General features: G+C 64.5%; 21 protein-coding genes. 5 read left to right on the forward strand and 16 right to left on the reverse strand.

Translation table 11 applies throughout. The annotated features are described in order from the left end of the window. Positions 1–31 precede the first annotated feature (31 nt). From ACWAT4_RS34570 to ACWAT4_RS34580, 3 genes are all read right to left on the reverse strand, one after another. Positions 32–1,582, reverse strand: coding sequence for an FAD-dependent oxidoreductase (locus tag ACWAT4_RS34570; protein WP_449729201.1), 1,551 nt, complete (start codon positions 1,580–1,582; stop codon positions 32–34). Positions 1,583–1,860: 278 nt separating this feature from the next. Beyond that, positions 1,861–3,033, reverse strand: a complete 1,173-nt coding sequence (locus ACWAT4_RS34575) for a thiolase family protein (protein WP_212296994.1) — start codon at positions 3,031–3,033, stop codon at positions 1,861–1,863. 118 nt (positions 3,034–3,151) lie between these two features. Further along, positions 3,152–4,051: a LysR family transcriptional regulator gene (locus tag ACWAT4_RS34580; protein WP_212296995.1), complete on the reverse strand. Its 900-nt coding sequence runs from the start codon at positions 4,049–4,051 to the stop codon at positions 3,152–3,154. A gap of 121 nt (positions 4,052–4,172) precedes the next feature. Between ACWAT4_RS34580 and ACWAT4_RS34585 the strand changes: the two genes are divergently transcribed. The 4 genes from ACWAT4_RS34585 to ACWAT4_RS34600 are packed head-to-tail and all read left to right on the forward strand — an operon-like array spanning position 4,173 to position 8,634. Continuing rightward, positions 4,173–5,546 carry a 2-hydroxycarboxylate transporter family protein gene (locus ACWAT4_RS34585; protein WP_249209534.1) on the forward strand — a complete coding sequence of 458 codons (1,374 nt, stop codon included), beginning with the start codon at positions 4,173–4,175 and terminating at the stop codon, positions 5,544–5,546. 14 nt (positions 5,547–5,560) lie between these two features. Then, on the forward strand, positions 5,561–6,424 hold the full coding sequence (locus ACWAT4_RS34590; protein ID WP_449729202.1) for an HpcH/HpaI aldolase/citrate lyase family protein: 864 nt from the start codon (positions 5,561–5,563) through the stop codon (positions 6,422–6,424). Further along, the gene (locus tag ACWAT4_RS34595; protein ID WP_212296996.1) at positions 6,421–7,686 is read left to right on the forward strand and encodes a CaiB/BaiF CoA transferase family protein; all 1,266 of its coding nucleotides are present in this window, start codon (positions 6,421–6,423) and stop codon (positions 7,684–7,686) included. The genes ACWAT4_RS34590 and ACWAT4_RS34595 overlap by 4 nt, the downstream gene beginning before the upstream one ends. A 12-nt stretch (positions 7,687–7,698) precedes the next feature. Beyond that, positions 7,699–8,634, forward strand: a complete 936-nt coding sequence (locus ACWAT4_RS34600; RefSeq protein WP_212446513.1) for an amidohydrolase family protein — start codon at positions 7,699–7,701, stop codon at positions 8,632–8,634. Between the two features lie 45 nt (positions 8,635–8,679). Here the strand turns inward: ACWAT4_RS34600 and serA are convergent, their stop codons facing one another. The 10 genes from serA to ACWAT4_RS34650 all read right to left on the reverse strand — a co-directional run bounded on the left by serA (position 8,680) and on the right by ACWAT4_RS34650 (position 18,487). After that, positions 8,680–10,269, reverse strand: coding sequence for a phosphoglycerate dehydrogenase (gene serA, locus ACWAT4_RS34605; RefSeq protein ID WP_212296998.1), 1,590 nt, complete (start codon positions 10,267–10,269; stop codon positions 8,680–8,682). A 222-nt stretch (positions 10,270–10,491) separates the two neighbouring features. Beyond that, positions 10,492–11,664 carry a phosphoserine transaminase gene (locus ACWAT4_RS34610; protein WP_212296999.1) on the reverse strand — a complete coding sequence of 391 codons (1,173 nt, stop codon included), beginning with the start codon at positions 11,662–11,664 and terminating at the stop codon, positions 10,492–10,494. Between the two features lie 79 nt (positions 11,665–11,743). After that, positions 11,744–11,950, reverse strand: a complete 207-nt coding sequence (locus ACWAT4_RS34615) for a hypothetical protein (protein ID WP_212297000.1) — start codon at positions 11,948–11,950, stop codon at positions 11,744–11,746. Between the two features lie 158 nt (positions 11,951–12,108). Further along, positions 12,109–12,573, reverse strand: a complete 465-nt coding sequence (locus tag ACWAT4_RS34620) for a GNAT family N-acetyltransferase (protein WP_212427329.1) — start codon at positions 12,571–12,573, stop codon at positions 12,109–12,111. Positions 12,574–12,634: 61 nt separating this feature from the next. After that, complete coding sequence (locus ACWAT4_RS34625) at positions 12,635–13,225, reverse strand: glutathione S-transferase family protein (protein ID WP_212427328.1); 591 nt, start codon at positions 13,223–13,225, stop codon at positions 12,635–12,637. A gap of 74 nt (positions 13,226–13,299) precedes the next feature. After that, positions 13,300–14,121, reverse strand: a complete 822-nt coding sequence (locus tag ACWAT4_RS34630; RefSeq protein ID WP_212427327.1) for an outer membrane protein — start codon at positions 14,119–14,121, stop codon at positions 13,300–13,302. A gap of 169 nt (positions 14,122–14,290) precedes the next feature. Then, positions 14,291–15,139: an outer membrane protein gene (locus ACWAT4_RS34635; RefSeq protein ID WP_212297004.1), complete on the reverse strand. Its 849-nt coding sequence runs from the start codon at positions 15,137–15,139 to the stop codon at positions 14,291–14,293. A 229-nt stretch (positions 15,140–15,368) separates the two neighbouring features. Then, the gene (locus ACWAT4_RS34640) at positions 15,369–16,619 is read right to left on the reverse strand and encodes an MFS transporter (protein WP_212297005.1); all 1,251 of its coding nucleotides are present in this window, start codon (positions 16,617–16,619) and stop codon (positions 15,369–15,371) included. Positions 16,620–16,756: 137 nt separating this feature from the next. Further along, positions 16,757–18,100: a phosphoglucosamine mutase gene (gene glmM / locus ACWAT4_RS34645; protein WP_212297006.1), complete on the reverse strand. Its 1,344-nt coding sequence runs from the start codon at positions 18,098–18,100 to the stop codon at positions 16,757–16,759. A gap of 219 nt (positions 18,101–18,319) precedes the next feature. Further along, complete coding sequence (locus tag ACWAT4_RS34650) at positions 18,320–18,487, reverse strand: hypothetical protein (RefSeq protein WP_212297007.1); 168 nt, start codon at positions 18,485–18,487, stop codon at positions 18,320–18,322. A gap of 104 nt (positions 18,488–18,591) precedes the next feature. Between ACWAT4_RS34650 and ACWAT4_RS34655 the strand changes: the two genes are divergently transcribed. After that, complete coding sequence (locus ACWAT4_RS34655; RefSeq protein WP_212297008.1) at positions 18,592–19,734, forward strand: alpha-hydroxy acid oxidase; 1,143 nt, start codon at positions 18,592–18,594, stop codon at positions 19,732–19,734. A 218-nt stretch (positions 19,735–19,952) separates the two neighbouring features. Here the strand turns inward: ACWAT4_RS34655 and ACWAT4_RS34660 are convergent, their stop codons facing one another. The 3 genes from ACWAT4_RS34660 to ACWAT4_RS34670 form a co-directional block, all read right to left on the reverse strand. Then, positions 19,953–20,579: a hypothetical protein gene (locus ACWAT4_RS34660; RefSeq protein WP_449729203.1), complete on the reverse strand. Its 627-nt coding sequence runs from the start codon at positions 20,577–20,579 to the stop codon at positions 19,953–19,955. Between the two features lie 75 nt (positions 20,580–20,654). Next, a complete protein-coding gene (locus ACWAT4_RS34665) occupies positions 20,655–21,281 on the reverse strand; it encodes a hypothetical protein (protein WP_212297009.1) in 627 nt (208 codons plus the stop codon). Between the two features lie 56 nt (positions 21,282–21,337). Further along, complete coding sequence (locus ACWAT4_RS34670; protein ID WP_212297010.1) at positions 21,338–22,177, reverse strand: shikimate dehydrogenase; 840 nt, start codon at positions 22,175–22,177, stop codon at positions 21,338–21,340. Positions 22,178–22,212 lie beyond the last annotated feature (35 nt).

The raw sequence follows: 22,212 nt of genomic DNA on the forward strand, positions 1-22,212 counted from the left end.
CGCAAAGGTGCACAACCGACTTTTGTGGCGCTCACGGAGTTCTGCGTGCCGCCGGTTCGCCGAACCATCGAAACGCGGCCTCAGCCGCTTCCTCATGATCGGAGGCACCGTCGCCGGCCCAGGCAACGAAACCATCGGGGCGCACCAGCACGGCGCTCAGGCCCAACCGGTCCCTCGGCTCGCCTGCAACATACGCGATCCGATCAATCCAGCCGCTTGCAAGCGCGCGAAGCGGCGCACGCGTGTCGAAGTCGAGCAACAGGCCTTTCGCTGCCCTGAGACTGTCTCCGGTCGTCGTGCCGTCAGCGAGTTCGAAATCGGGAACGCTGCGGCCGACAAGCGGATGGCGGCCGCCAAGATCGTAGCGCAGCGAAACGCCGCGCACGCGCTCGGCGAAATAGGTCGCGCCGTCGCGGGTCGCGATGAGATCGCGGACGATGGCCTGGAGCGCGCGGGCGCTCGGCGTCGGCCGCATGATCGCGACCTGCGCGCGCGACCAGTCAAGGATTTGCGCGCCGACGGAATGCCGCTCGCGCAAATAGGTGTCGAGGAGACGATCCGGCGCGTGGCCACCGACGGTCGCAGCCAGCTTCCAGCCGAGGTTCATCGCATCGCCAAGACCGAGATTGAGGCCCTGGCCGCCCAGCGGCGAATGGGTGTGCGCGGCATCGCCCGCGAGCAGCACGCGGCCTTTGCGATAGCTGGATGCCTGACGGGCCCGATCCGTCCATGTGGCGGCAAGTCGAAGCCCAGTGATGGTGACATCCGTGCAGGAGACGCGGCGCAAGACGCCCTGCAAATGTTCGATCCTGATCGGCGCGGTGCGGTGAAACGCACCGCCGTCGAAATCGACCATCGCGATCGTGCCTGATGGCGCGTAGGTGTACATGCCCGTCGGCGTGTAGTTGCGGCCGGGGCTGATTTTCTCCGCATCGGCCAGCTCGACCTCGATGGAATAGCCGGTGAATTCGGGGTCGGTGCCGACGAAGTCGAATCCGCAAGATTTGCGCACCGTGCTGCGGCCGCCGTCGCAACCGACGAGCCAGCGTCCACAAAAGGTTTCCCCGGCCGCCTGCACGGTCACGTCATCGTCCGAGGCCGCAATCGCATTCACGCCAAACCCGCGCCTGATGTCGACGCCCAGGCTGCATGCGCGCACCGCCAAAACGGATTCGAGCGTGTCCAGGTCGACGGCGACGCCGGCATCGGCCGGGGTCGGCAGGCGCCAGGACCATTGCGCGGCATCGATATCATCCTGAAAGAACTGGATGCCGGCGAAATGGCCGGCGGGCCGTCGCGCCTGCTGCATCCAGTGCGCAGCGCTCCTGATCGCGCCTGACTTCGCGCGTTGGGCGGCGACGATCTCGTCGAGCAAGCCGCGCCGGTGAAAGGCCTCGGTTGTCGGGATCGACAGGCCGCGCAGGCCGAACGGGAGCTGCTTCAGCGCAGCGTGCGGGTCCTGCGCCTGCTCCAGCACCAGCACCGAGAGGCCGGCGAGCCGCAGCTCGCAGGCGAGGAACAGGCCGACCGGGCCGGCACCGGCGATGACGACATCGTAGAGATTTTTGGATTGAGTTTGCATGAGACGCTCCTCGGGTCGATGTTCGACCGGAGCGTTCCCAGAGCTTCGAGGATCACACGGACGAACAATTGAGCGCCTGCGTGGCGCCCGCTGTTCGTCGTGGGGATCTCGTGCACAAGGCCAAAGACCAGAGCTTTCGTTACCGAAAGGATTTGGGCTGACCAGACCAAATCTGCCTTTTCCGACACGAGGCTTATAGTTTCGCGGCGCCGGATGCGCAACGAAAAAGGCACGGCGCGCCGCAAGCGCCGTGCCTTTCACATCTCTGCGCGTTCAGATCAGCTGTAGATCTCGAACAGGCCGGCGCCGCCCTGGCCGCCGCCGATGCACATGGTGACGACGCCCCACTTGGCCTTGCGGCGCGCGCCTTCCTGCAGCAAATGGCCGGTCAGACGGGCGCCGGTCATGCCGAAGGGATGGCCGATCGCAATCGAGCCGCCATTGACGTTGTACTTCTCGGGATCGATGCCGAGCTTGTCGCGCGAGTAGAGGCACTGGCTGGCGAAGGCCTCGTTGAGCTCCCAGAGATCGATGTCGTCGATCTTCAGGCCGTGACGCTTGAGCAGCTTCGGAACGGCGAAGATCGGGCCGATGCCCATCTCGTCCGGCTCGCAGCCGGCCGCAGCCCACGCGACGAAACGGCCGAGCGGCTTGAGGCCGCGCTTCTCGGCGTCCTTGGCTTCCATCAGCACCACGGCGGCAGCGCCGTCGGAGAGCTGGCTGGCATTGCCGGCGGTGACGTACTTGCCCGGGCCCTTCACCGGCTCCAGCTTGGCGAGGCCTTCGAGCGTGGTCTCGGGACGGTTGCACTCGTCACGGTCGACGACGTAGTCGACGATGCTCTCGGCCTTGGTGGCCTTGTCGACCACCTTCATCTTGGTCTTCATCGGGACGATCTCGTCCTTGAACTTGCCGGCCTGCTGGGCTGCCGCCATGCGGCGCTGCGATTCCAGCGAATACTCGTCCTGGTATTCGCGGCTGAGCTTGTAACGCTCGGCGACGATGTCGGCGGTGTCGATCATTGCCATGAAGATGTCGGGCGCCGTCTTCAAGAGCTCCGGATCGATCGATTCCTTCGGCGTGCCGCCACCGGGGATCGAGATGCTCTCGACACCGCCGGCGACGATGCAGTCGGCGCCGTCCGAGCGAATCGAGTTGGCGGCCATCGCGATGGTCTGCAGGCCCGAGGAGCAGAAGCGGTTCACCGAGACGCCGCCGGTCGACTTCGGCAGGCCGGCGAGCAGCGCAGCCTGGCGGCCGATGTTCGGCGCGCCATGGGCGCAATTGCCGAGATAGCAGTCCTCGACATAGTCCTTGTCGACCCCGGCGCGGTCGACCGCGTGGTGAATGGCGTGGGCCGCGAGCGACATCGGCGGCGTGATGTTGAACCCACCGCGGCCGGATTTGGCGAGGCCCGTGCGCGCGTAGGAAACGATGACGGCTTCACGCATTGTTTTCTCCCTTTTCGGATCGTCGATTGTGGCTCTTCAGACGCTCTTCGTACAGATATCCGGCCAAGGCAACAGAAATCGTTTCGCCCGATTTTCCGGCCAGCGGAACTGCCCGATATCATCGCCTGCCGCTCGACAGCCGTGTCTTGATGATTCCGTAGAGTGCGCTGGCGGCAGGTGACAGCGTCTCGTTGCGCCGCCGCACCAGAGCGATCGTGCGGTACAGGACCGGATCGAACAGTGGCACCTCGACCAAGCCGGTCGCGACCGCGGTCGCGTTCATTGCCGCGGGAAGGATTGCCGCGCCGACATTCTCCCGCGCCAGCGCGATCGCACTCGGCGTGCTCTCGACCACGAAGCGGCCTCGCGTCTCCAGCCCTGCCTTGACGAGCTGCGTCTCGACGATGCGGCGGTTGCCGCTGGCGCCGCCGAGCGTGATGAGGTCGATGCCCGCCAGGCTCGACCACGTCACCCGTTTCAGCTTCGAGGTCGGATGCGCGCGGCTACAGACCAGAACAAAGGGATCACGCACCAGCATCTCCTCGGAGAGATCGGGATTGGCCTCCTGCTGGATGTGGATACCGAAGTCGGCCCGGCCCTCGCGCACCGCATCGGTGACGAGCGCGCCGGACCGCTCGAGCAGCTGAACGCGATTGTGAGGATACTTCCTGGCGTACATGCGCAGCGCCAACGGCAACTGCCGGAACGCGACCGATTGGAGCGTCGCCAGCGTGACGTCGCCGACTCCGAGGCGCGACGTCGTGCGCAGCCGGTCGAGACCATGGACGAGGTCATCGACGATGCGGCGCGCCAGCGGCAGAAAATCCTTCCCCATCGGGCTCAACGCCGTCGAGCGCGTGGTGCGATCGATCAGACGCAGCCCGACAAAAGCCTCAAGCCGCTGGATGCGGCGCGTCAATGCGGTCTGGGTGATGAAGAGATGATCCGCCGCCCGATTGAAGCTGCCGAGCTCAGCGACATGGACGAAGGCCTGGACGCCGTCGATCGGGATCTTCATGCATATTTCTCATGAAAAATTGCAATTAATGCATTTTACGCAAGCTGTAGCCTCCCGCAAGGTCGCCCCGACGGCCGGACACGCAACCGGGCCGCGCCTATCGGAACTTCAGGAGGGAACGATGACGACCAATGCGGTGGCAGGTCCCATGCATCCGGTCACGGAGCGCGCGCCGACGGCCGAGACATCCACTTCCAATGTCCTGCAGCGATTGATGCAGATCAGGGTCGGCATCATCCCGCTGCCGGTCTATCTGCTCCTGCTCGGCCTGATCGCGGCCTTCTCTTTCAAGGGCAAGATTTCCGGCGAGGTCACGGTGATGATCGCCGTGCTCGTCGCCGGCGGCTTCACCTGCGCCGAGATCGGGCGGCGGATCCCGATTCTGAACGTGATCGGCGGCTCCTCGCTGGTGACGATCTTCCTGCCGTCGTTCCTGGTCGCGCATCAGCTGCTGCCGGCGCCGCTGGTGCAGCAGGTGACGAATTTCACCAAGTCCACCAACTTCATCTATCTCTTCATCACCGCCGTCGTCGTCGGCTCGATCCTGAGCATGGACCGGCGCGTGCTGATCCAGGGATTCGTCAAGATCTTCATTCCGCTGGTGAGCGGCTCGATCCTCGCGCTCGGCGTCGGTGGTGCGGTCGGCTGGCTGTGCGGGATCGGCTTCTGGCGCTCGATCCTCTATGTCGTCGTCCCCGTGATGGCGGGCGGCGTCGGCGAAGGCGCGATCCCGCTTTCGGTCGGGTATGCGGAGGCGCTGGGGCTCGACCAGGGCGCCATGCTCGGCCAGATCCTGCCGCTGGTGTTCTTCGGCAACCTCGTCGCCATCATCTGCTGCGGCGCCCTGAATTCGCTGGGCAAGCGGCGACCGGATCTCACCGGCGACGGCCAGCTCCAGCCGGGCGCCGACGTTGCGGCGGATACCGTCCGCGACCACGCGCATGCTGGCGTCACCAGCGTCGACGTCGCGACCGTCGCGGCCGGCGGCATCACCGGCATCGCCATCTACGTGTTCGGCACGCTGATTCACGGCCTGATCGGCCTGCCGGCCCCGGTCGCCATGCTGTTCCTGGTCGTGCTCGTCAAGCTGCTCAAGGCGGTGCCGGCCTCGCTGGAGGAAGGCGCGCGCGTCGTGTTTCGCTTCTTCGTCACCGCGGTTACCTATCCGCTGCTGTTCTCCACCGCGGTGGCGCTGACGCCATGGCATGAACTGGTCGAAGCGTTCCACCCCGCCAATCTGATCACCATCATCGCGACCATCGTGACGCTGACGGCGAGCGGATTCTATGTCGGCCGCCTGCTGAGGATGTATCCGATCGAGACGGCGATCGTGAACGCCTGCCACAGCGGACTCGGCGGCACCGGCGACGTCATGATCCTGACCGCTGCCGAACGAATGGAACTGATGCCGTTCGCGCAGGTCGCGACCCGAATCGGTGGCGCCATCACGGTGACGCTCGCGATCATCGCGATGGCCCACTTCAAGGTCATCTGAGTGGAGCGACAGGCATGCTGATGCGAAGCAAGCTGTTCGTTCCGGCCTCGCGGCCCGAACTGTTCGACAAGGCGTTGAACTCCGCCGCCGACGCGCTGTCGTTCGATCTCGAGGACGCGGTCGCCCAAAGCCAGAAATCGCAGGCGCGTGCGCTGCTGGCCAGATTCCTGCGCGAGCTGCCGCCTACCCGCAAATCCATCGTGGTCCGGGTGAACGCGTTCGACACCGCCGAATTCGACGCCGACATCGAAGCGATGGCCGGAGCCGTGGTCGATATCATCAACCTGCCGATGGCCGAGGACGCGGATGCGGTGAGCCAGGCTATCGCGCGGATCGAAAGGCTGGAGACTTCGTCGCGACAGGTTGGCGTGCTGCTCAACGTCGAGACACCCAAGGGCCTACGGAACGCCGCCGCACTCGCCACCTCGCATCCGCGCGTGATGGGGCTGCAGATCGGCTATGCCGATCTGCTCGAGCCCTGCCGCATCAGCAGGTCCGACCGCGACGCGCTCGCCCATATCCGACTTGCGGTCCGCTTCGCTGCCGCCGAAGGCGCGATCGCCGCCTATGACGGCGCCTTTGCCGCGGTCAAGGATATCGACGGCTACCGCGCCGAATGCCTGGCGGCACGAAAGCACGGCTTTGCCGGCAAGAGCTGCATCCATCCGAGCCAGATCGCGATCGCCAACGAGACATTCATGCCCGACGCGACCGAGATCGCATGGGCACGCAAGGTCGTGACCGCCGCTGCGGACGCCGACGCCCGCGGCATCGGCGCCTATCTGGTCGACGGCCACATGATCGACAAGCCGTTCGTCGAGCGCGCCCGCGCCGTCGTTGCGCTGGCCGACACAATCGCAACCGAGGTCAAGCCATGAGCCAATTGCACGCCCGCGATTATGAGCCCGGTCGCAGCGGCACGCTGGATGGTGTCCGTATCCTCGACCTGTCGCGGCTGTTCGCCGGCAACGTGCTGACCCAGATCCTCGGCGACTTCGGCGCCGAGGTGATCAAGGTCGAGCCGCCCGAAGGGGACACGCTGCGCGCCTGGAAAACCGAGGGCGTCGAGACCCACTGGAAAGTCTATTCGCGCAACAAGAAGAGCCTGTGCCTGTCGCTGCGCGATCCGCGCGCGATCGACATCATCCGGAAGCTGGTGCCATCGACCCGGATCTTCATCGAGAGCTTCCGCCCCGGCGTTCTGGAAAAGATGGGACTGTCGCCGGAGACGCTGCTGGCGCTCAATCCGTCGCTGGTCATCATCCGGATTTCCGGCTGGGGGCAGGACGGTCCCTACGCGCAGCGCCCCGGCTTCGGCACCGTGATCGAGGGCGTGTCGGGATTCGCCGCCATCAACGGTTTTGCCGACCGCGAACCGGTGTTACCCCCGATGTATCTTGCCGACGGCGTCGCCGGCCTCTATGGCGCCTCCGCCGCCATGATCGCGCTGCGCGAGGTCGAGATGAAGGGTGGCCGCGGCCAGGTCGTCGACCTGCCGCTGCTCGATCCGCTGTTCGCGATCCTCAGCCCGCAGGCCGCGAACTACCGGCTCACCGGCAAGGTCAAGCCGCGCACCGGCAGCCGCTCCACCAATTCGGCTCCGCGCAACGCCTATAAATGCAGCGACGGACACTATGTCAGCCTGTCCGGCTCGATCCAGAAGATGGCCGAGCGGCTGCTCCGCGCTATCGGCCGCCCCGAGTTGGTCGACGACCCGCGCTTCCGCACCAATGCCGACCGCCTGCTTCATGCCGACGAGCTGGACGCCATCATCGGCGAGTTCATCGGAGCACGGACGCAGGCCGAGAACGTCGCTTTCTTCGAGCAAGCCGAGGTCACGATCGGCCCGATCTACGATACCCCGCAGATCATGGCCGATCCGCACGTCATCGCCCGCGAGCTGATCGCCGACTATCCGGACCCGGACATGGGGCAGCTCCCGATGCACCATGTGGTGCCGCGGCTGTCGCAGACGCCAGGCACGATCCGGACGCCGGCGCCGGCGCTCGGCCAGCACAATCGGGAGCTGCTCAGCGAAATCGGCATTGGCGACGACGGCTACGCGGCACTGCGCGAGGCCAATGTGGTCTGCGAAGACACGAACGAGGCCGCGACGGCCAAACGCCATTCCAGTCCGTAACGGAGAATTTCGATGCCGCACCAGATGACACGAAGGACATTCGTCACGGCAGCCGCCGCAACCACCGCGGGGCTTGCTCAGTCGCGTCATGCGGCAGCCGACACGATCCCCAATTCATCCGGCGCCGAGGCGCCGAAGACAAAAGCACCGGCGAACGCCTGCGACGCGCATTTCCACATCATCGATCCCCGCTTTCCGACACCGGAAAGCGCCAAGCCGGCAGGCTCGACCTTCGATGACTATGTGCTGCATCAGCGCCGCATCGGCACGGCGCGCGCGGTTCCGGTGCAGCCGAAATATCACCGCACCGACCATGCCTGCATCCTCGATGCGCTCAGCCGGCTCGGCAAGAACGGACGGGGCGTCGGGGTCTGTCATCCCGACGTGACGGATGCGGAGCTGAAGCGGCTCGATGCCGGCGGCATCCGCGGACTTCGCTTCAGCGTCTGGAATCCGAGCGACACGGTGACCACAATCGACATGATCGAACCGCTGGCCAAGCGCATCGCCGATCTAGGCTGGCACGTCCAGCTTCACATGTCCGGCGACCAGATCGTCGAGACGTCGGCGATGCTCGGCCGCCTGCCCTGCGGAATCGTATTCGATCATATGGGGCGGCTTCCGCCGAAACAGGGGCCGGACCATCCGGCCTTCGGCGTCATCGCCGATCTCGCGAGCAAGGGCCGCGCCTGGGTGAAGCTCGCCGGCGCCTATCTCAACACCGAGCAGGGCCCGCCCTATGCCGACGCGACGCGAACCGCGCAGGCCTTCGTCAAGATCGCGCCCGATCGCCTGGTCTGGGGCAGCGACTGGCCCCATGTCACCGAGAAGCACAAGCCCGATGACGCAGAGCTGTTCGACCTGCTCGCAGCGTGGGCCGGCAATGAAAAGACGCGCGATGCAATCCTGGTCGACAATCCGGCGCGGCTTTACGGCTTCGATCGCTGACGCTGCCGGTGCCGGAGCAGCGTCAGCGCGTTCTGCTGATACGCCTCAGAACCTCAGTGCCTTGGCCTGCTTGACCTGCGGCAGGGCCTGCACCTTGGCGAGCAGGTCCGCCGGCACCGCACCGTCGACCTCGACCAGCGCGATCGCATCGCTGCCGGGCGCAACGCGGCCGAGATGGAAGGTGGCAATGTTGATCTTGGCATCGCCCAGCAGGCTCGCGAACTGGCCGATAAAGCCCGGCTTGTCCTCGTTGGTGATGTAGATCATCGACTTGCCGAACTCGGCGTCGACGCGGATGCCCTTGACGTCAACCAATCGTGGCTTGCCGTCATGGTACACGGTGCCGGAGACCGAGCGCTCCTGGCGCTCCGTCGCCACCGTGACGGTGATCAGGCTCTCGTAATCGCTCTGCGCGGCGCGCACGATCTCGTCCACCACCATGCCGCGCTCCTTGGCGACGACCGGCGCGGACACCACATTGACCTCGCCCAGCATCGGCCGCAGCAGGCCCGACAGCACCGCCGAGGTGATCGCCTTGATCTTCATCTCGGCGACATGGCCCTCATAGGTGATCTCGACCTTGAGGATGCCGCTTTCGGTGAGCTGGCCGGCGAACGAGCCGAGCTTCTCGGCAAGCGCGATGAACGGCTTCAGCTTCGGCGCTTCTTCCGCGGTGATCGACGGGAAGTTGACGGCGTTCGAGATCGCGCCGGTGAGCAGATAATCCGACATCTGCTCGGCGACCTGGAGCGCGACGTTCTCCTGCGCTTCCGTGGTGGAGGCGCCGAGATGCGGCGTGCAGATCACGTTGGGATGGCCGAACAGCACGTTGGTGTTCGCGGGCTCCTCGACGAACACGTCGAAGGCGGCGCCGGCGATGTGCTTGGAATTGAGCGCATCGACCACGGCCTGCTCGTCGACGAGGCCGCCGCGGGCGCAGTTGATCAGGCGCACGCCCTTCTTCATCTTGGCGATCGCGGCCGCGTCGATGATGTTCTTGGTCTTCTCGGTCAGCGGCGTGTGCAGCGTGATGAAGTCGGCGCGCTTGAGCAGGTCGTCGAGATCGACCTTCTCGACACCGATGTCCTTGGCGCGCTCCGGCGACAGGAACGGATCGAACGCGATCACCTTCATGCGCAGGCCGAGCGCACGGTCGGCAACGATCGATCCGATGTTGCCGCAGCCGACCACGCCGAGCACCTTGCCGGTGATCTCGACGCCCATGAAGCGGTTCTTCTCCCATTTGCCGGCCTGGGTCGAGGCGTCGGCCTGCGGGATCTCGCGGGCGAGCGCCAGCATCAGGGTGATGGCGTGCTCGGCGGTCGTGATCGAATTGCCGAACGGCGTGTTCATCACGATGATGCCCTTGGCCGTGGCGGCGGGGATCTCGACATTGTCGACGCCGATGCCGGCGCGGCCGATCACCTTGAGGTTGGTCGCCTTCTCCAGGATCTTGGCGGTCGCCTTGGTCGCGGAGCGGATCGCGAGACCGTCGTAATTGCCGATGATCTCGGCGAGCTTGTCCTTGTCCTTGCCGAGATTGGGCTGGAAGTCGACCTCGACGCCGCGATCCTTGAAGATCTGCACGGCAGCGGGCGAGAGCGCGTCGGAAATGAGAACTTTGGGTTTGGTCATGGGAATGTGTCCTTCACCGTCCCTGAGGGAGGATCGGCCCGAGGGCCGGAAATGCGTGAGTGACTCGGAAGCTTGTTGCTCTCCCTTTCCCCGTTCTTACGGGGCGAGGGTTGGGGTGAGGGGCAGCCGCAGGCGAAGTGCTCGTGGAGAGAGCCCCTCACCCGGATCGCTGCGCGACCCGGCCTCTCCCCGTAAGAACGGAGAGAGGCGAAGAACGAAAACTTACGCCGCCTTCGCGAGCTGCGCCTTGGTCTCGGCAAAAGCCCAGTCGATCCACTGCGTCAGCAGCTCGACATCCTTGGCCTCGACGGTGGCGCCGCACCAGATGCGCAAGCCCGCCGGTGCATCGCGGTAATACGCGAAGTCGTAACCGGCGCCTTCCTTCTCGATCAGCGCAACCAGCTTCTTGGAGAAGTCGGCCTGCGCGTCATCCGAGAGGGAGGTGATCGCGGGATCGGTGAACTTCAGGCACACCGAGGTGTTGGAGCGGATCGAAGCGTCCTTGGCCAGGAAGTCGATCCAGGGCGTCTTCGCCTTCCAGTCGGCCAGCACCTTGGTGTTGGCGTCGGCGCGCGCGATCAGCGCCTTGAGGCCGCCGATCGACTTGGCCCAGTTCAGCGCATCGAGATAGTCCTCGACGCACAGCATCGACGGCGTGTTGATGGTTTCGCCGACGAAAATGCCTTCGTTGATCTTGCCGCCCTTGGTCATGCGGAAGATCTTCGGCAGCGGCCAAGCCGGCTTGTAGGTCTCGAGCCGCTCCACCGCACGCGGCGACAGGATCAGCATGCCGTGCGCGGCTTCGCCGCCGAGCGCCTTCTGCCAGGAGAAGGTGACGACGTCGAGCTTGGCCCAGTCGAGGGCTTGCGCGAACGCGGCCGAGGTGGCGTCGCAAATGGTCAGGCCTTCGCGGGTCGCGCTGATCCAGTCGGCGTTCGGCACGCGGACGCCGGAGGTGGTGCCGTTCCAGGTGAAGACGACGTCGCTCTTGGGATCGACCTTGGAGAGGTCGGGAATCTCACCGTAAGCTGCATTCAGCTTGGTGACGTCCTTGAGCTTCAATTCCTTGACGATGTCGCTGACCCAGCCCTCACCGAAGGATTCCCAGGCGAGCGTGGTGACGGGCCGTGCACCGAGCAGCGACCACAGCGCCATCTCGACCGCGCCGGTATCGGAAGCCGGAACGATGCCGATGCGATAATCGGCCGGCACTTCAAGCACTTCGCGCGTCAGATCGATCGCGAGCTTGAGCTTGGTCTTGCCGACCTTCGCGCGATGCGAACGGCCGAGCGCTGCGTCCTTGAGATTTTGGGCGTTCCAGCCGGGGCGCTTGGCGCAGGGGCCGGAGGAGAAATGCGGCACGTTGGGCCGCGAAGCGGGCTTCGCTACAGTCATAATCTACCCTTCCAGATAGTAAGCCTCCCGTTGGGGGGAGGTGTCCCGCCGCGGCTGATACGGGAATCGGGAAGGGCAGTCAAGGAAGTTCAGGCGTCTCACGGGCCAGTGATGGCGCCTCCGGCGCGATACCGGGGGCCTCGACGGACGCGAGCGCGTTCAGCAAGTCCGTGGCCTCGCTGATCAATTGCGCGGCACGGCGGCGGCTGCCGACCTTCAAGATGCATTGGTCGTCGGCCAGCACAACGTAGTCGTTGCCGACCTTGATCATGGAATACTTTGTCATCGAAATCCCCGAACCGACCGAGCCCGGTGTCTGACGTTCCCGTAGCACCCTTCGTTCCCCGATCAACGTGAACGACGAACGGGTAGTTTATCAGCTGTTAAGATGAACGAACGCGCGATCCGATTTCGTTGATCGCGCAACGCGCACGGCGCACTGCGTCAAAAGCGGACAGTCATGCCGGCGTGACTCGACGCAAATCCAAGACGCTTGTAAAAGCGCTGCGCATCGACCCGGCTCGAATGCGTCAGCAATTCGACCAGATTGCAGCCGCGCGCTTTCGCTTCCGCGATCGCCCATTGCACCAATTGCTCACCGATGCCGCGATTGCGACAATCGGCGGCAACGCGCACGTCCTCGAGCAGACCACGAATGCCGCCTTGCGAGCTGATGCCAGCAAGCACCGCGAGTTGCAGGCAGCCAACCACCCTGCCCTCGCTCTCGGCGACGACCAGGGAGAGATTGGAATCGCGCTCGACCCGTTCGAAGGCCTGATAGTAGACGGCCGGCAACGGATCCTCGATGCGCTCGCGGGCGCGGCCGAGATGATCGTCGGCAAGCATCGCCACGATCGCAGGCAGGTCCGCGCGGCGCGCCGGACGGATGGAAACAGACCTATCGTTCATACCGGAAGCTCCAGACTCAACGCGAAGGACTCAACGACGCGAGACGCTCCGCGCGCGGTGCTCAGCGGGCCGGCGGCAGGCCAAGACAAGCCTCAGCCTCGCTGATCCAGCGGCCAATGGCCGCATAACGCCCGAGATCGAAACCACCTTCATGCGCCAGGCGGGTATAGGCGAGCAGCGAGACGTCGGCGAGCGAAACCTCGTCGCCGGCGAAAAAGCGGCTCGCGGCAAGATGCTGCTCCATGCGATCGAGCGCCGCATAGCCGCGCTTGACCTTGTCAGGATCGAGCTCGGAGGCATCCTTGCCGAGATAGACCATCTGGAAGCGGCATACCGCGATATAGGGCTCGTGGCTGTATTGCTCCCAGAAAAGCCATTCGTCCATCTTGGCGGCGGCAAAGGCGTCGCGCGGGACGAGCGCGCTGTCGCGGGCGAGATAGCGGATGATGGCGTTGGACTGCGCCAGCGTGCGGCCGTCGTCCAAGGCGATGGTCGGCACCTGGCCGGCGCCGTTCATCTCGAGAAATTGCGGCGTACGCGTCTCACCCTTGCGCGTATCGGTCTCGATCCAGCGATAGGGCAGCGCGAGCTTGTCGCAGACCCACTTCACCTTCAGGCAATTGCCGGAATTGCTGTCGCCGTAAATCCGCATCGCTGTCGCCCCATGTCGGGCGACAGAGCATCAGGGCGGAGATGACCTGTCAACCGCGACGAAGCGCAGCGGAGTCAGAACTTGTAGCCGAGGCCGGCGCGAACGGTGTTGATGCTGGTATCGACCTGCGAGGTGAAGCGAATGTATTCCCACTCGGCTCGCATGAAGAGACCGCCAACCAGGTTGACGTCCATACCAAGGCCGGCCGTGTAGCCGTAGATCAGGTGATTATGCTGCGTATCGTTCGCCGACAGCGGCTGCAGCGCCGTCCATGTCGTTCCGTTGGTGCTGACCGAATCGGTGACCAGGACCGAACGCGAGATATCGGCCTTACCGAGCGCGAGTCCGCCGAACATGTAGGGCAGGAAACAACCCCAGGCATAAGCCGCCCGTCCACGGAACGTCGCCAGGTCCGAGATCGCTATCGAGGCTGACGACGTGACCGCAACATCATGGAAGGCGCCGTCGGAAAGCGTGGTGCCGCTGACAAGCTCCTTGAACGCGTTGGATGAGCCGCCGTACGAGCCGTGCAGATAGCTCATTTCAAGACCGTAGACGACGTCTTCCCACTGCTCGTTATATCCGACGAAGACACCATAGCCGCTGGCGCGGCTCGATTGCTTGCCGAGCCCGAGATTCCATTGCGAGACCTGCATCTGCTCGATGACGTTATGGTCGAGCAAAGCAGAGAGCATGTTGGTGTTTGTGCCACTGAAGCTTTCGTCCGAAGATCCGTAACCGGCCTGGCCGCCGACATAGAAGCCCTGCCAGTTGACGTTGGACTTGCTCAGACCGTCGGTGAGACTGCCACGCAGGATCGGCAGATCCGGCATGTCGGCCGCGTGCGCGGCAGACACCGTCCCCAACATCACCGCCGCCAACAAAAGCCCACGCATTGCAACGCTCCATCGAACTCGAACTCTTGCTCGTGATCATGGCTCGTTAACCTTAACCAATGGTTGCGCCGGAGGCTTCCGTCGCCGCCAAGCGATGAAAAATACGCAAAGCAAAACGGCGCGGGATGATCCCGCGCCGTTAAGAGACGTTAAGCGATGGGGCTGAAGATCAGCCCTTGGTGACCAGCGGCGCCGGCGCGTAGGCGGGCGGGCTGTTGAGCTCCCAGCGCACGCCGAGCTTCAAGTCATGCGAGGTGATGTCCTTGAACTTGAAGACGTTGTTGGTGGTCGCGCCGGTGAAGTCCGACAGGATACCGGTCTGGCCCTCGCCAAGATTGACGTAGCTGTAGGCCAGTTCGAGGATCAGGTTCGGATTGACCTTGTAGGCGAGACCCGCGTGGGCAGCCCAGGCGAAATTCCACTTCGAACCCGTCGGAGCGGTGGCAAAGCTCGCGGTCGAGAACGGAAGATTGTTGATGCCCGTATCGGAGAAGTTCGCGATCGAAACCCGCGCTGTACCAACGCCGGCACCGACGAACGGGGTAATGCACCACCAGGTCCCGAGGTCGACATAGGCGTTCGCCAGGAACAGCCATTCGGACTTGCTGGCGCTGTAATTGTCGATGCCGTTGTAAGGCACGCCGCCTGCCGTACCGGTGAAACGATCGGTCGCCTTGAAGTTGGCGTTGCCCCGATACTGTCCGGTCACGTCGGCGCGGAACCAGTTGTTGAAGCGGTAGCCGGCGCCGAGGCCGTAGACGCCGCCGGTGTCGAAGGACGACTGCTGGTTGAACGAGGTGAGCTGCGAGTAAGCCGACTCGCGGGTGTAGTGGAGATCACTGGTCTTCTGGTTGCTGAAGCCGATGTCGCCGCGGAGATACCAGCCGCCGAAGTCCGCGGGCGGAGCCGGCGGCGCGTACATCGGAGGGGGCGCCGCGATCGGCATATCGGCGGCGAACGCCATCGACGAGATCAGGGATGCCGCACCCGCGGCAAGGAGAGACTTAACGCTACGCATTGGCTTCGTCCTTATGGCCGGTGAGGCTGAATACGGGCGCCCCACGTTCTGGAAACTCACGAGCCGGACGATGGCAGCAAATGCTTAAGCGCCACTTAACCCTAATTTTTAAGGTTGATTTTTTCTCACCGCACACGCGGATGCGGCGCAAGCGTTGCAGAAATGCGGCAGCTGGCGGACCGCAATTGCTAACGATGTATGAAGCCGCAGTGCAGCGAAGGAGGATTTGTTAACGCGCGTGCCGCGGCAGCTTCGGCAGGAACACCGCGAGCAGCCCGATCGCCGGCAGATAGGCGCAGACCTGGTAGACGAACTCGATCGAGGTGTGGTCGGCGAGCTTGCCGAGCACCGCAGCGCCAAGGCCGCCGATGCCGAAGGCGACACCGAAGAAGACGCCGGAGATCATGCCGAAACGGTGCGGCACCAGCTCCTGCGCAAACACGATGATCGACGACGTCGTCGAGGAGATGATCAGGCCGATGATCACCGAGAGCGCCGCGCTCGCATAGAGCCCAGCAAAGGGCAGCGCCAGCGTGAACGGCAGCGCGCCGAGGATCGAGATCCAGATCACGATCTTGCGGCCGAAGCGATCCCCGAGCGGCCCGCCGAAGAATGCGCCGACCGCGTTCGCCGCAAGGAAGATGAAGAGATAGATCTGGGCCGTCTGGGTCGACACGCCGAAACGGTCGATCAGGTAGAAGATGTAATAGCTCGACAGGCTGGAGACGTAGAGCTGCTTCGAGAACAGCAACGCCACCAGCACCAGCAGCGCGACCGCGACACGGCGCGAGCTCGGCGCATCGGGATGAGCCTGAACCGCCACCGTCTTCTTCGCCTTGATCTGCGGTTCGTACCAGCGGCCGATGCGCCAGAGGATGACGATCGCGAGGAACGCGATCGAGGAGAACCAGGCGATGCTGCCCTGCCCGAACGGAACGACGATGAGGGCCGCAAGCACCGGCCCCATCGAGGTGCCGAAGCTGCCGCCGAGCTGGAACACCGATTGCGCAAAGCCGTAACGGCCACCGGAGGCGAGCCGCGCAATGCGCGCCGACTCCGGATGAAACACCGCCGAGCCGAGACCGACCAGTGCCGCGGCAATCAGGATGACGAGATATTGCCGGGCGATGCTGAGCAGCAGCAGGCCGAAGAAGGTCGAGGCCATGCCGATCGACAGCGAATAAGGCTGCGCCTTCTTGTCGGTGTAGTGCCCGACCACCGGCTGCAGCAGCGAGGCCGTGAACTGGAAGGCCAGCGTGATCATGCCGATCTGCGCGAAGTCGAGCGCATAGGTATCCTTCAGGATCGGATACACCGAGGCGATCAGCGACTGCATGGTGTCGTTGAGGAAATGCGAGAAGCTGATGCCGGCGAGCACGACGTAGGCCGGCCCAGCGGCCGCCTTTGCAGCGGGCGCGACGCCGCTGATGACGACGGGCTCGGTCAGCGTTTCCTCTGAGACGACGACAGGCTTGTTCACTGGAGCATCCCGGCGCGGCAGATTGCCGCGACCGCTAGTTACGATGCACGGGGCGGCGGAACCACCGCCAATCACAAATGGCTGGGATGCGTGTGTGCTCTCATCTTACTCTCTCCCACAAGGGGAGAAGGAAGAGATCAGGCCGCGGCCTGGCCCAGCGCGGAGACGATGGTGTCGACGACGTCCTCGACCAGGACGCGATCCTCGCCTTCGCCCATGACGCGGATCACGGGCTCGGTGCCGGAGGAGCGGATCAGGAGGCGGCCGCAGCCGTTGAGCCGCTTCTCGCCGTCCGAGATCGCCGACTGCACATCGGAATTGTCGAGCGGCTTGCCGCCCTTGTGGCGGACGTTCTTGAGAATCTGCGGCAGCGGATCGAAGCGGTGGCAGACCTCCGACACCGGACGGCGCAGCTTCTGCACCACGGCCAGCACCTGCAGGGCGGCCACGAAGCCGTCGCCGGTGGTGGCGTAGTCGGACAGGATGATATGGCCGGACTGCTCGCCGCCGAGATTGTAGCCGCCGTTCAGCATCTGCTCGAGCACGTAGCGGTCGCCGACCGGGGTGCGCACGAGATCGATCCCGTGCTCTTTCAGGAAGCGCTCCAGCCCGAGGTTCGACATCACGGTCGCGACGATGCCCGGACGCGACAGCCGCCCATCTTCCTTCCAGCTCTGCGCGATCACCGCCAGCAGCTGGTCGCCGTCGACGACATGGCCGCGCTCGTCGACCAGGATGACGCGGTCGGCATCGCCATCGAGCGCAATGCCGATGTCGGCGCGCATCTCGCGCACCTTCCGCGACAGCGCTTCCGGCGAGGTCGAGCCGCAATCCTTGTTGATGTTGAAGCCGTCGGGCTCGACGCCGATCGGCACCACGTCGGCGCCCAATTCCCACAGCGCTTCCGGCACCACCTTGTAGGCGGCACCGTTGGCGCAATCGATCACGACGCGCAGGCCGTCGAGCGAAAGGTCGCGCGGCAGCGTGCGCTTGGCGAATTCGATGTAGCGGTCATGCACGCCGTCGATACGGCGGGCGCGGCCGAGGCTCGCGCTCTGGGCAAGACGCTTGTCGATGGGCTCGTCGAGCAGCTGCTCGATCTGCTTCTCGACGTCGTCGGAAAGCTTGAAGCCCTGCGGGCCGAACAGCTTGATGCCGTTGTCCTCGAACAGATTATGCGAGGCCGAGATCATGACGCCGAGATCGGCGCGCATCGACTTGGTCAGCATCGCCACCGCCGGCGTCGGCATCGGGCCGACCAGCAGCACGTCCATACCGACCGAGGTGAAGCCCGCGACCATCGCGTATTCGATCATGTAGCCGGACAGGCGGGTGTCCTTGCCGATCACGACCCGGTGGCGGTGGTCACCACGCTGAAACGCAAGGCCCGCGGCCTGGCCGACCTTGAGCGCGAGCTCCGGCGTGATCAGTCCGTTGGCGCGGCCCCGAATCCCGTCCGTCCCGAAATATTTGCGGCTCATATCGTCCCCCAAGCAACAACCAGGGATCCCCACAACAACCTCCGGGTGCCCGAACCGGCCCCGCATCCCTGATTTGCTGGGGTCTTATAATGCCTGCGCGCCTAAATTGGCTTCAAAAAATATGATAAATCGTTACGGAACCGGGAGCACCGCCGCCCTGCTAACCTATTGTTAACATTATATTTCCCAATGGATCACCTGGAACAGGGGGAATTTGGGCTAATCCGAACGCTTCACGTGGCCATCGCCGCGGCTCGGCGCCGGCTGGGTGACGTTGACGGGATCGGAACCCGGAAAGGTCTCTTCCAGGCCCTCCTCCAGCGCGTCGTCGAGGGCCTGCTTCTCCTTGATCTCTTCCGGCGAAGGTGCGGCGTGCGGCTTGGTCATGGCGTCCCTCCCGCAAACGATTTGGCTGCGCATCCAACCATGCTAGATGACCCCTCAATCTTCCAATGCAAGACTTCCGATGCAAGACGGGCCGGGGAACGTTCATGAAGCACATCACCTGTATCGACGATCTTCGCGCGCTGCATAAGCGCCGCGTGCCGAAGGCGTTTTTCGACTATTGCGACCGCGGCTCCTATGCCGAGGAAACGCTGCGCGCCAACCGCGAGGACATGCAGGCGATCAAGTTCCGCCAGCGCATCCTGGTCGACGTTTCCAAGCGCGACACCTCGACCACGATCCTCGGCGAGCCCTCGACCATGCCGCTGATCCTGGCGCCGGTCGGCCTGCTCGGCATGCAGCATGGCGACGGCGAAATTCACGCCTGCCGCGCGGCGCAGGCTGCCGGCATTCCGTTCACGCAGTCGACCATGTCGATCTGCTCGATCGAGGACATCGCGGCCAACGTCGAGAAGCCGTTCTGGTTCCAGCTCTACGTGATGAAGGACCGCGGCTTCATCAAGGATCTGGTCCAGCGCGCGATCGCGGCGAAGTGCAGCGCGCTGGTTCTCACCGTCGACCTCCAGGTGATCGGCCAGCGCCATGCCGACATCAAGAACGGCATGACGATCCCGCCGGAATGGACGCTGTCGAAGTTCATCGATTTCGCGACCAAGCCCGCCTGGGTCTCCGGCGTGCTGCAGGGCAAGCGCCGTACCTTCGGCAACATCGCCGGGCACGTGAAAAACACCGAGGACCTCAATCGCCTCGCCGAATGGACCGCCTCGCAGTTCGACACCTCGTTGAACTGGAAGGACGTCGAATGGATCCGCAGCATCTGGCCGGGCAAGCTCGTCATCAAGGGCATTCTCGACGTCGAGGACGCCGAGGAAGCCGCCAAGACCGGCGCGCAGGCGCTGGTCGTCTCCAACCATGGCGGCCGTCAGCTCGACGGCGCGCCGTCCTCGATCGAGGTGCTGCCCGAGATCGTCGATGCCGTCGGTGAGAAGATGGAGATCATGTTCGACGGCGGCATCCGCTCCGGCCAGGACGTGATGCGCGCGCTCGCGCTCGGCGCAAAGTCCTGCATGATCGGCCGCGCTTATGCTTACGGGCTGGGCGCCGGCGGCCAGGCCGGCGTCGCCAAGGCGATCGACATCATCCAGAAGGAGCTGCTCACGACCATGGGCCTGTGCGGCGTCAACAGGATCGACGAGATCGACGATCATATCATTGCGGTGGCGCCGTAACGGCATGCCGTAGGGTGGTGGAAAGCAGCCACGACATACTCAGCAGTCGTCCCGGCGCAGGCCGGGCCCCATAACCACAGGGAGTGGATTGGCGATGACTGTTAGTTATTCGGCCTTCGCGCGGGACTGATACCTGCGCCCATCGATGGATCACGCGGTATGGTCCCGGCCTTCGCCGGGACGACGCCGAGGGTGTAGCGGCAGCCGCTTCCTTCACCTCACATCGGCGGCGCAATTCCGTCTCGGCCGACATTGACCCGGTTCGCCTCGAGCGTGCCGTCGTCCTTCTTCGCCGCGCCGAAAATGATCAGCTTGGCGCCGGGCTTCACTTCCGACTTGTCGCTGGCGACGAAGGTGACGATCGGGGTGTCCGGCGGCACCACGACTTTCTTCTCGCCGTCCTTGTATTTGACCGTGATGTTCTGGCCGTCGCTACCCTTCACCGTCTGCGCCACGGTCGCGTTGGTCATGGTTGAGTTGGCGCGGGCGTCCCAGGGACGGAAGCCTTCGGCGGCGCCCCGCTGGTTCTCCGGGAAGATATGGACGGCAATGGCCTTCTGCGTGCCGTCGGGCTCGGGCATGGCGGTGACGCCGATATAGGAGCCTTCCTTGATCTCGGAGAGTTCGGTCTTTACCACGGCGAAGACGGCGACGTTGTCGGTCATCTTCACCTTCACCTCAGTGCCCTCGCGCGTCTTGATGCCGAGCGTGCTGCCGTCGACGCTTTCGATGATGCCGCGAATGCGAACGGTCGGCGCCTGCTGCGCCGAAACGGTTGAAATGAAGATGCAGGTGGCAAAGGCAGCCACGACAGCGCGCGGCACCCAGTTGTTCGGCTTCGGCATGATTGTCCCTTCAGGGTTTGCGACGATCAATCACGGCAAACCCCATGCGATCGCCGCTATTCCCTGAATTCCCGATCACATCGGCGGTGTCAGGCCATCACGGCCGACGCTGACGCGATTGGTCTCGAACGAGCCGTCGGGCAATTGCTTCATGAATGCAATGACCTTGGCGCCGGCCTTCAGCTCAGCCTTGTCGCCGGGAACGAAGGTCACGACCGGTGTCATATCGGAGACGAAGACCTTCTTCTCGCCGTCCTTGTACTTCACGAGCAGCGTATGGCCGTCATTGCCGACCACGCTCTCCGACACGGTGGCGTTGGTCATGCTGGAATTCGGCTTGAGATCATAGGGCCGCGAGCCCTCCCCGGTGCCGCGCATGCTCTCCGGAAACACGTGGACCTCGACGGCGTTCTGGGCACCGTCCGGTCCCGGCACGGTGGTGGCGCCGACGAAAGACCCGACCTTGATGTCGGTGAGCGAAATCTTGGTGACGCCGGCCACGCGGACGTCGGAGGCGATGTGGAGCTTGATGTCCTCACCGCTGCGCGATTTGACCTGCATCGTGTCGCCATCGACGCTCTCGATCGTGCCGCGCACGCGAGTCGGCACCGGCGCCTTTTGCGCGACGGCTGCGAGAGTGGACGCCGCCACCATCGCGACGGCGATGAGCGGGCGCGTGAAACTGGCACGTTGGATCGTCATGAATGTCTCCGATTATCCCCACGGGGTTAGAACGCCGGAGACGGCGCACTATTCTCTCAAGTCTTTGTGAGATCGGCCTCGACCAGCGCGCGCAGCTCGGCAGTCACCTTGGGGCGTTGGCCGAACCACAGCTCGAAGCCGCGCACCGCCTGGTGCAACAGCATGCCGAGCCCGTCGGCGGTCTTCAGCCCACGGGCCCTGGCGGCCGCAAGCAGCGGCGTCACCAGGGGGACATAGACGAGGTCGGCGACGACGGCGCCTTGCTGCAGCCGCGTCACATCGACCTCGAGCGCGGGCTGGCCGTGCATGCCGAGCGAGGTCGTGTTCACGAGAAGCTTTGCCCGCGGCAGGATCTCGTTGATCCCGTCCCAGGCAAGCGGATGCACGTTCGGCCCGAACTGCGCCGCCAGCGCCTCGGCCCGCGCCGGAGTGCGGTTGGCGAGATGGACGCGGCCAAAGCCGCGTTCGAGCAGGCCGAACACGACCGCGCGCGAGGAGCCGCCGGCCCCCAGCACCAGCGCCTCGTCGGCCTTGTCCCAGCCGGGTGCGCTGGCGTCGAGATTGCCAAGAAAGCCCTCGACATCCGTGTTGGTCGAGCGCAGTTCGCCACCTTCGAACCACAGCGTATTGGCGGCGCCCACGGCCCTGGCGCGCGCATCCGGCGTCGAGAGCGCCAGCACGCCTTCCTTGTGCGGGATGGTGACGTTGGCGCCGACAAAGCCGCGCAGCGACAGCCGCAGCACGAAATCGCGCAGGTCCTCGGGCGGAACGGCCTCGATGACATAGCCGCCTTCGATGCCGAGCGTGCGCAGCCAGTAGTGATGGATCAGCGGCGAGCGCGAATGTGCTGCCGGCCATCCGATCAAGCAGGCTGCTGGAGCCTTGGTCACGGTCATCCTTCCCTCGGGTCGCGTTCGAGGGCGATCCATTT

The sequence above is a fragment of the Bradyrhizobium sp. T-1 genome, from assembly GCF_053592855.1.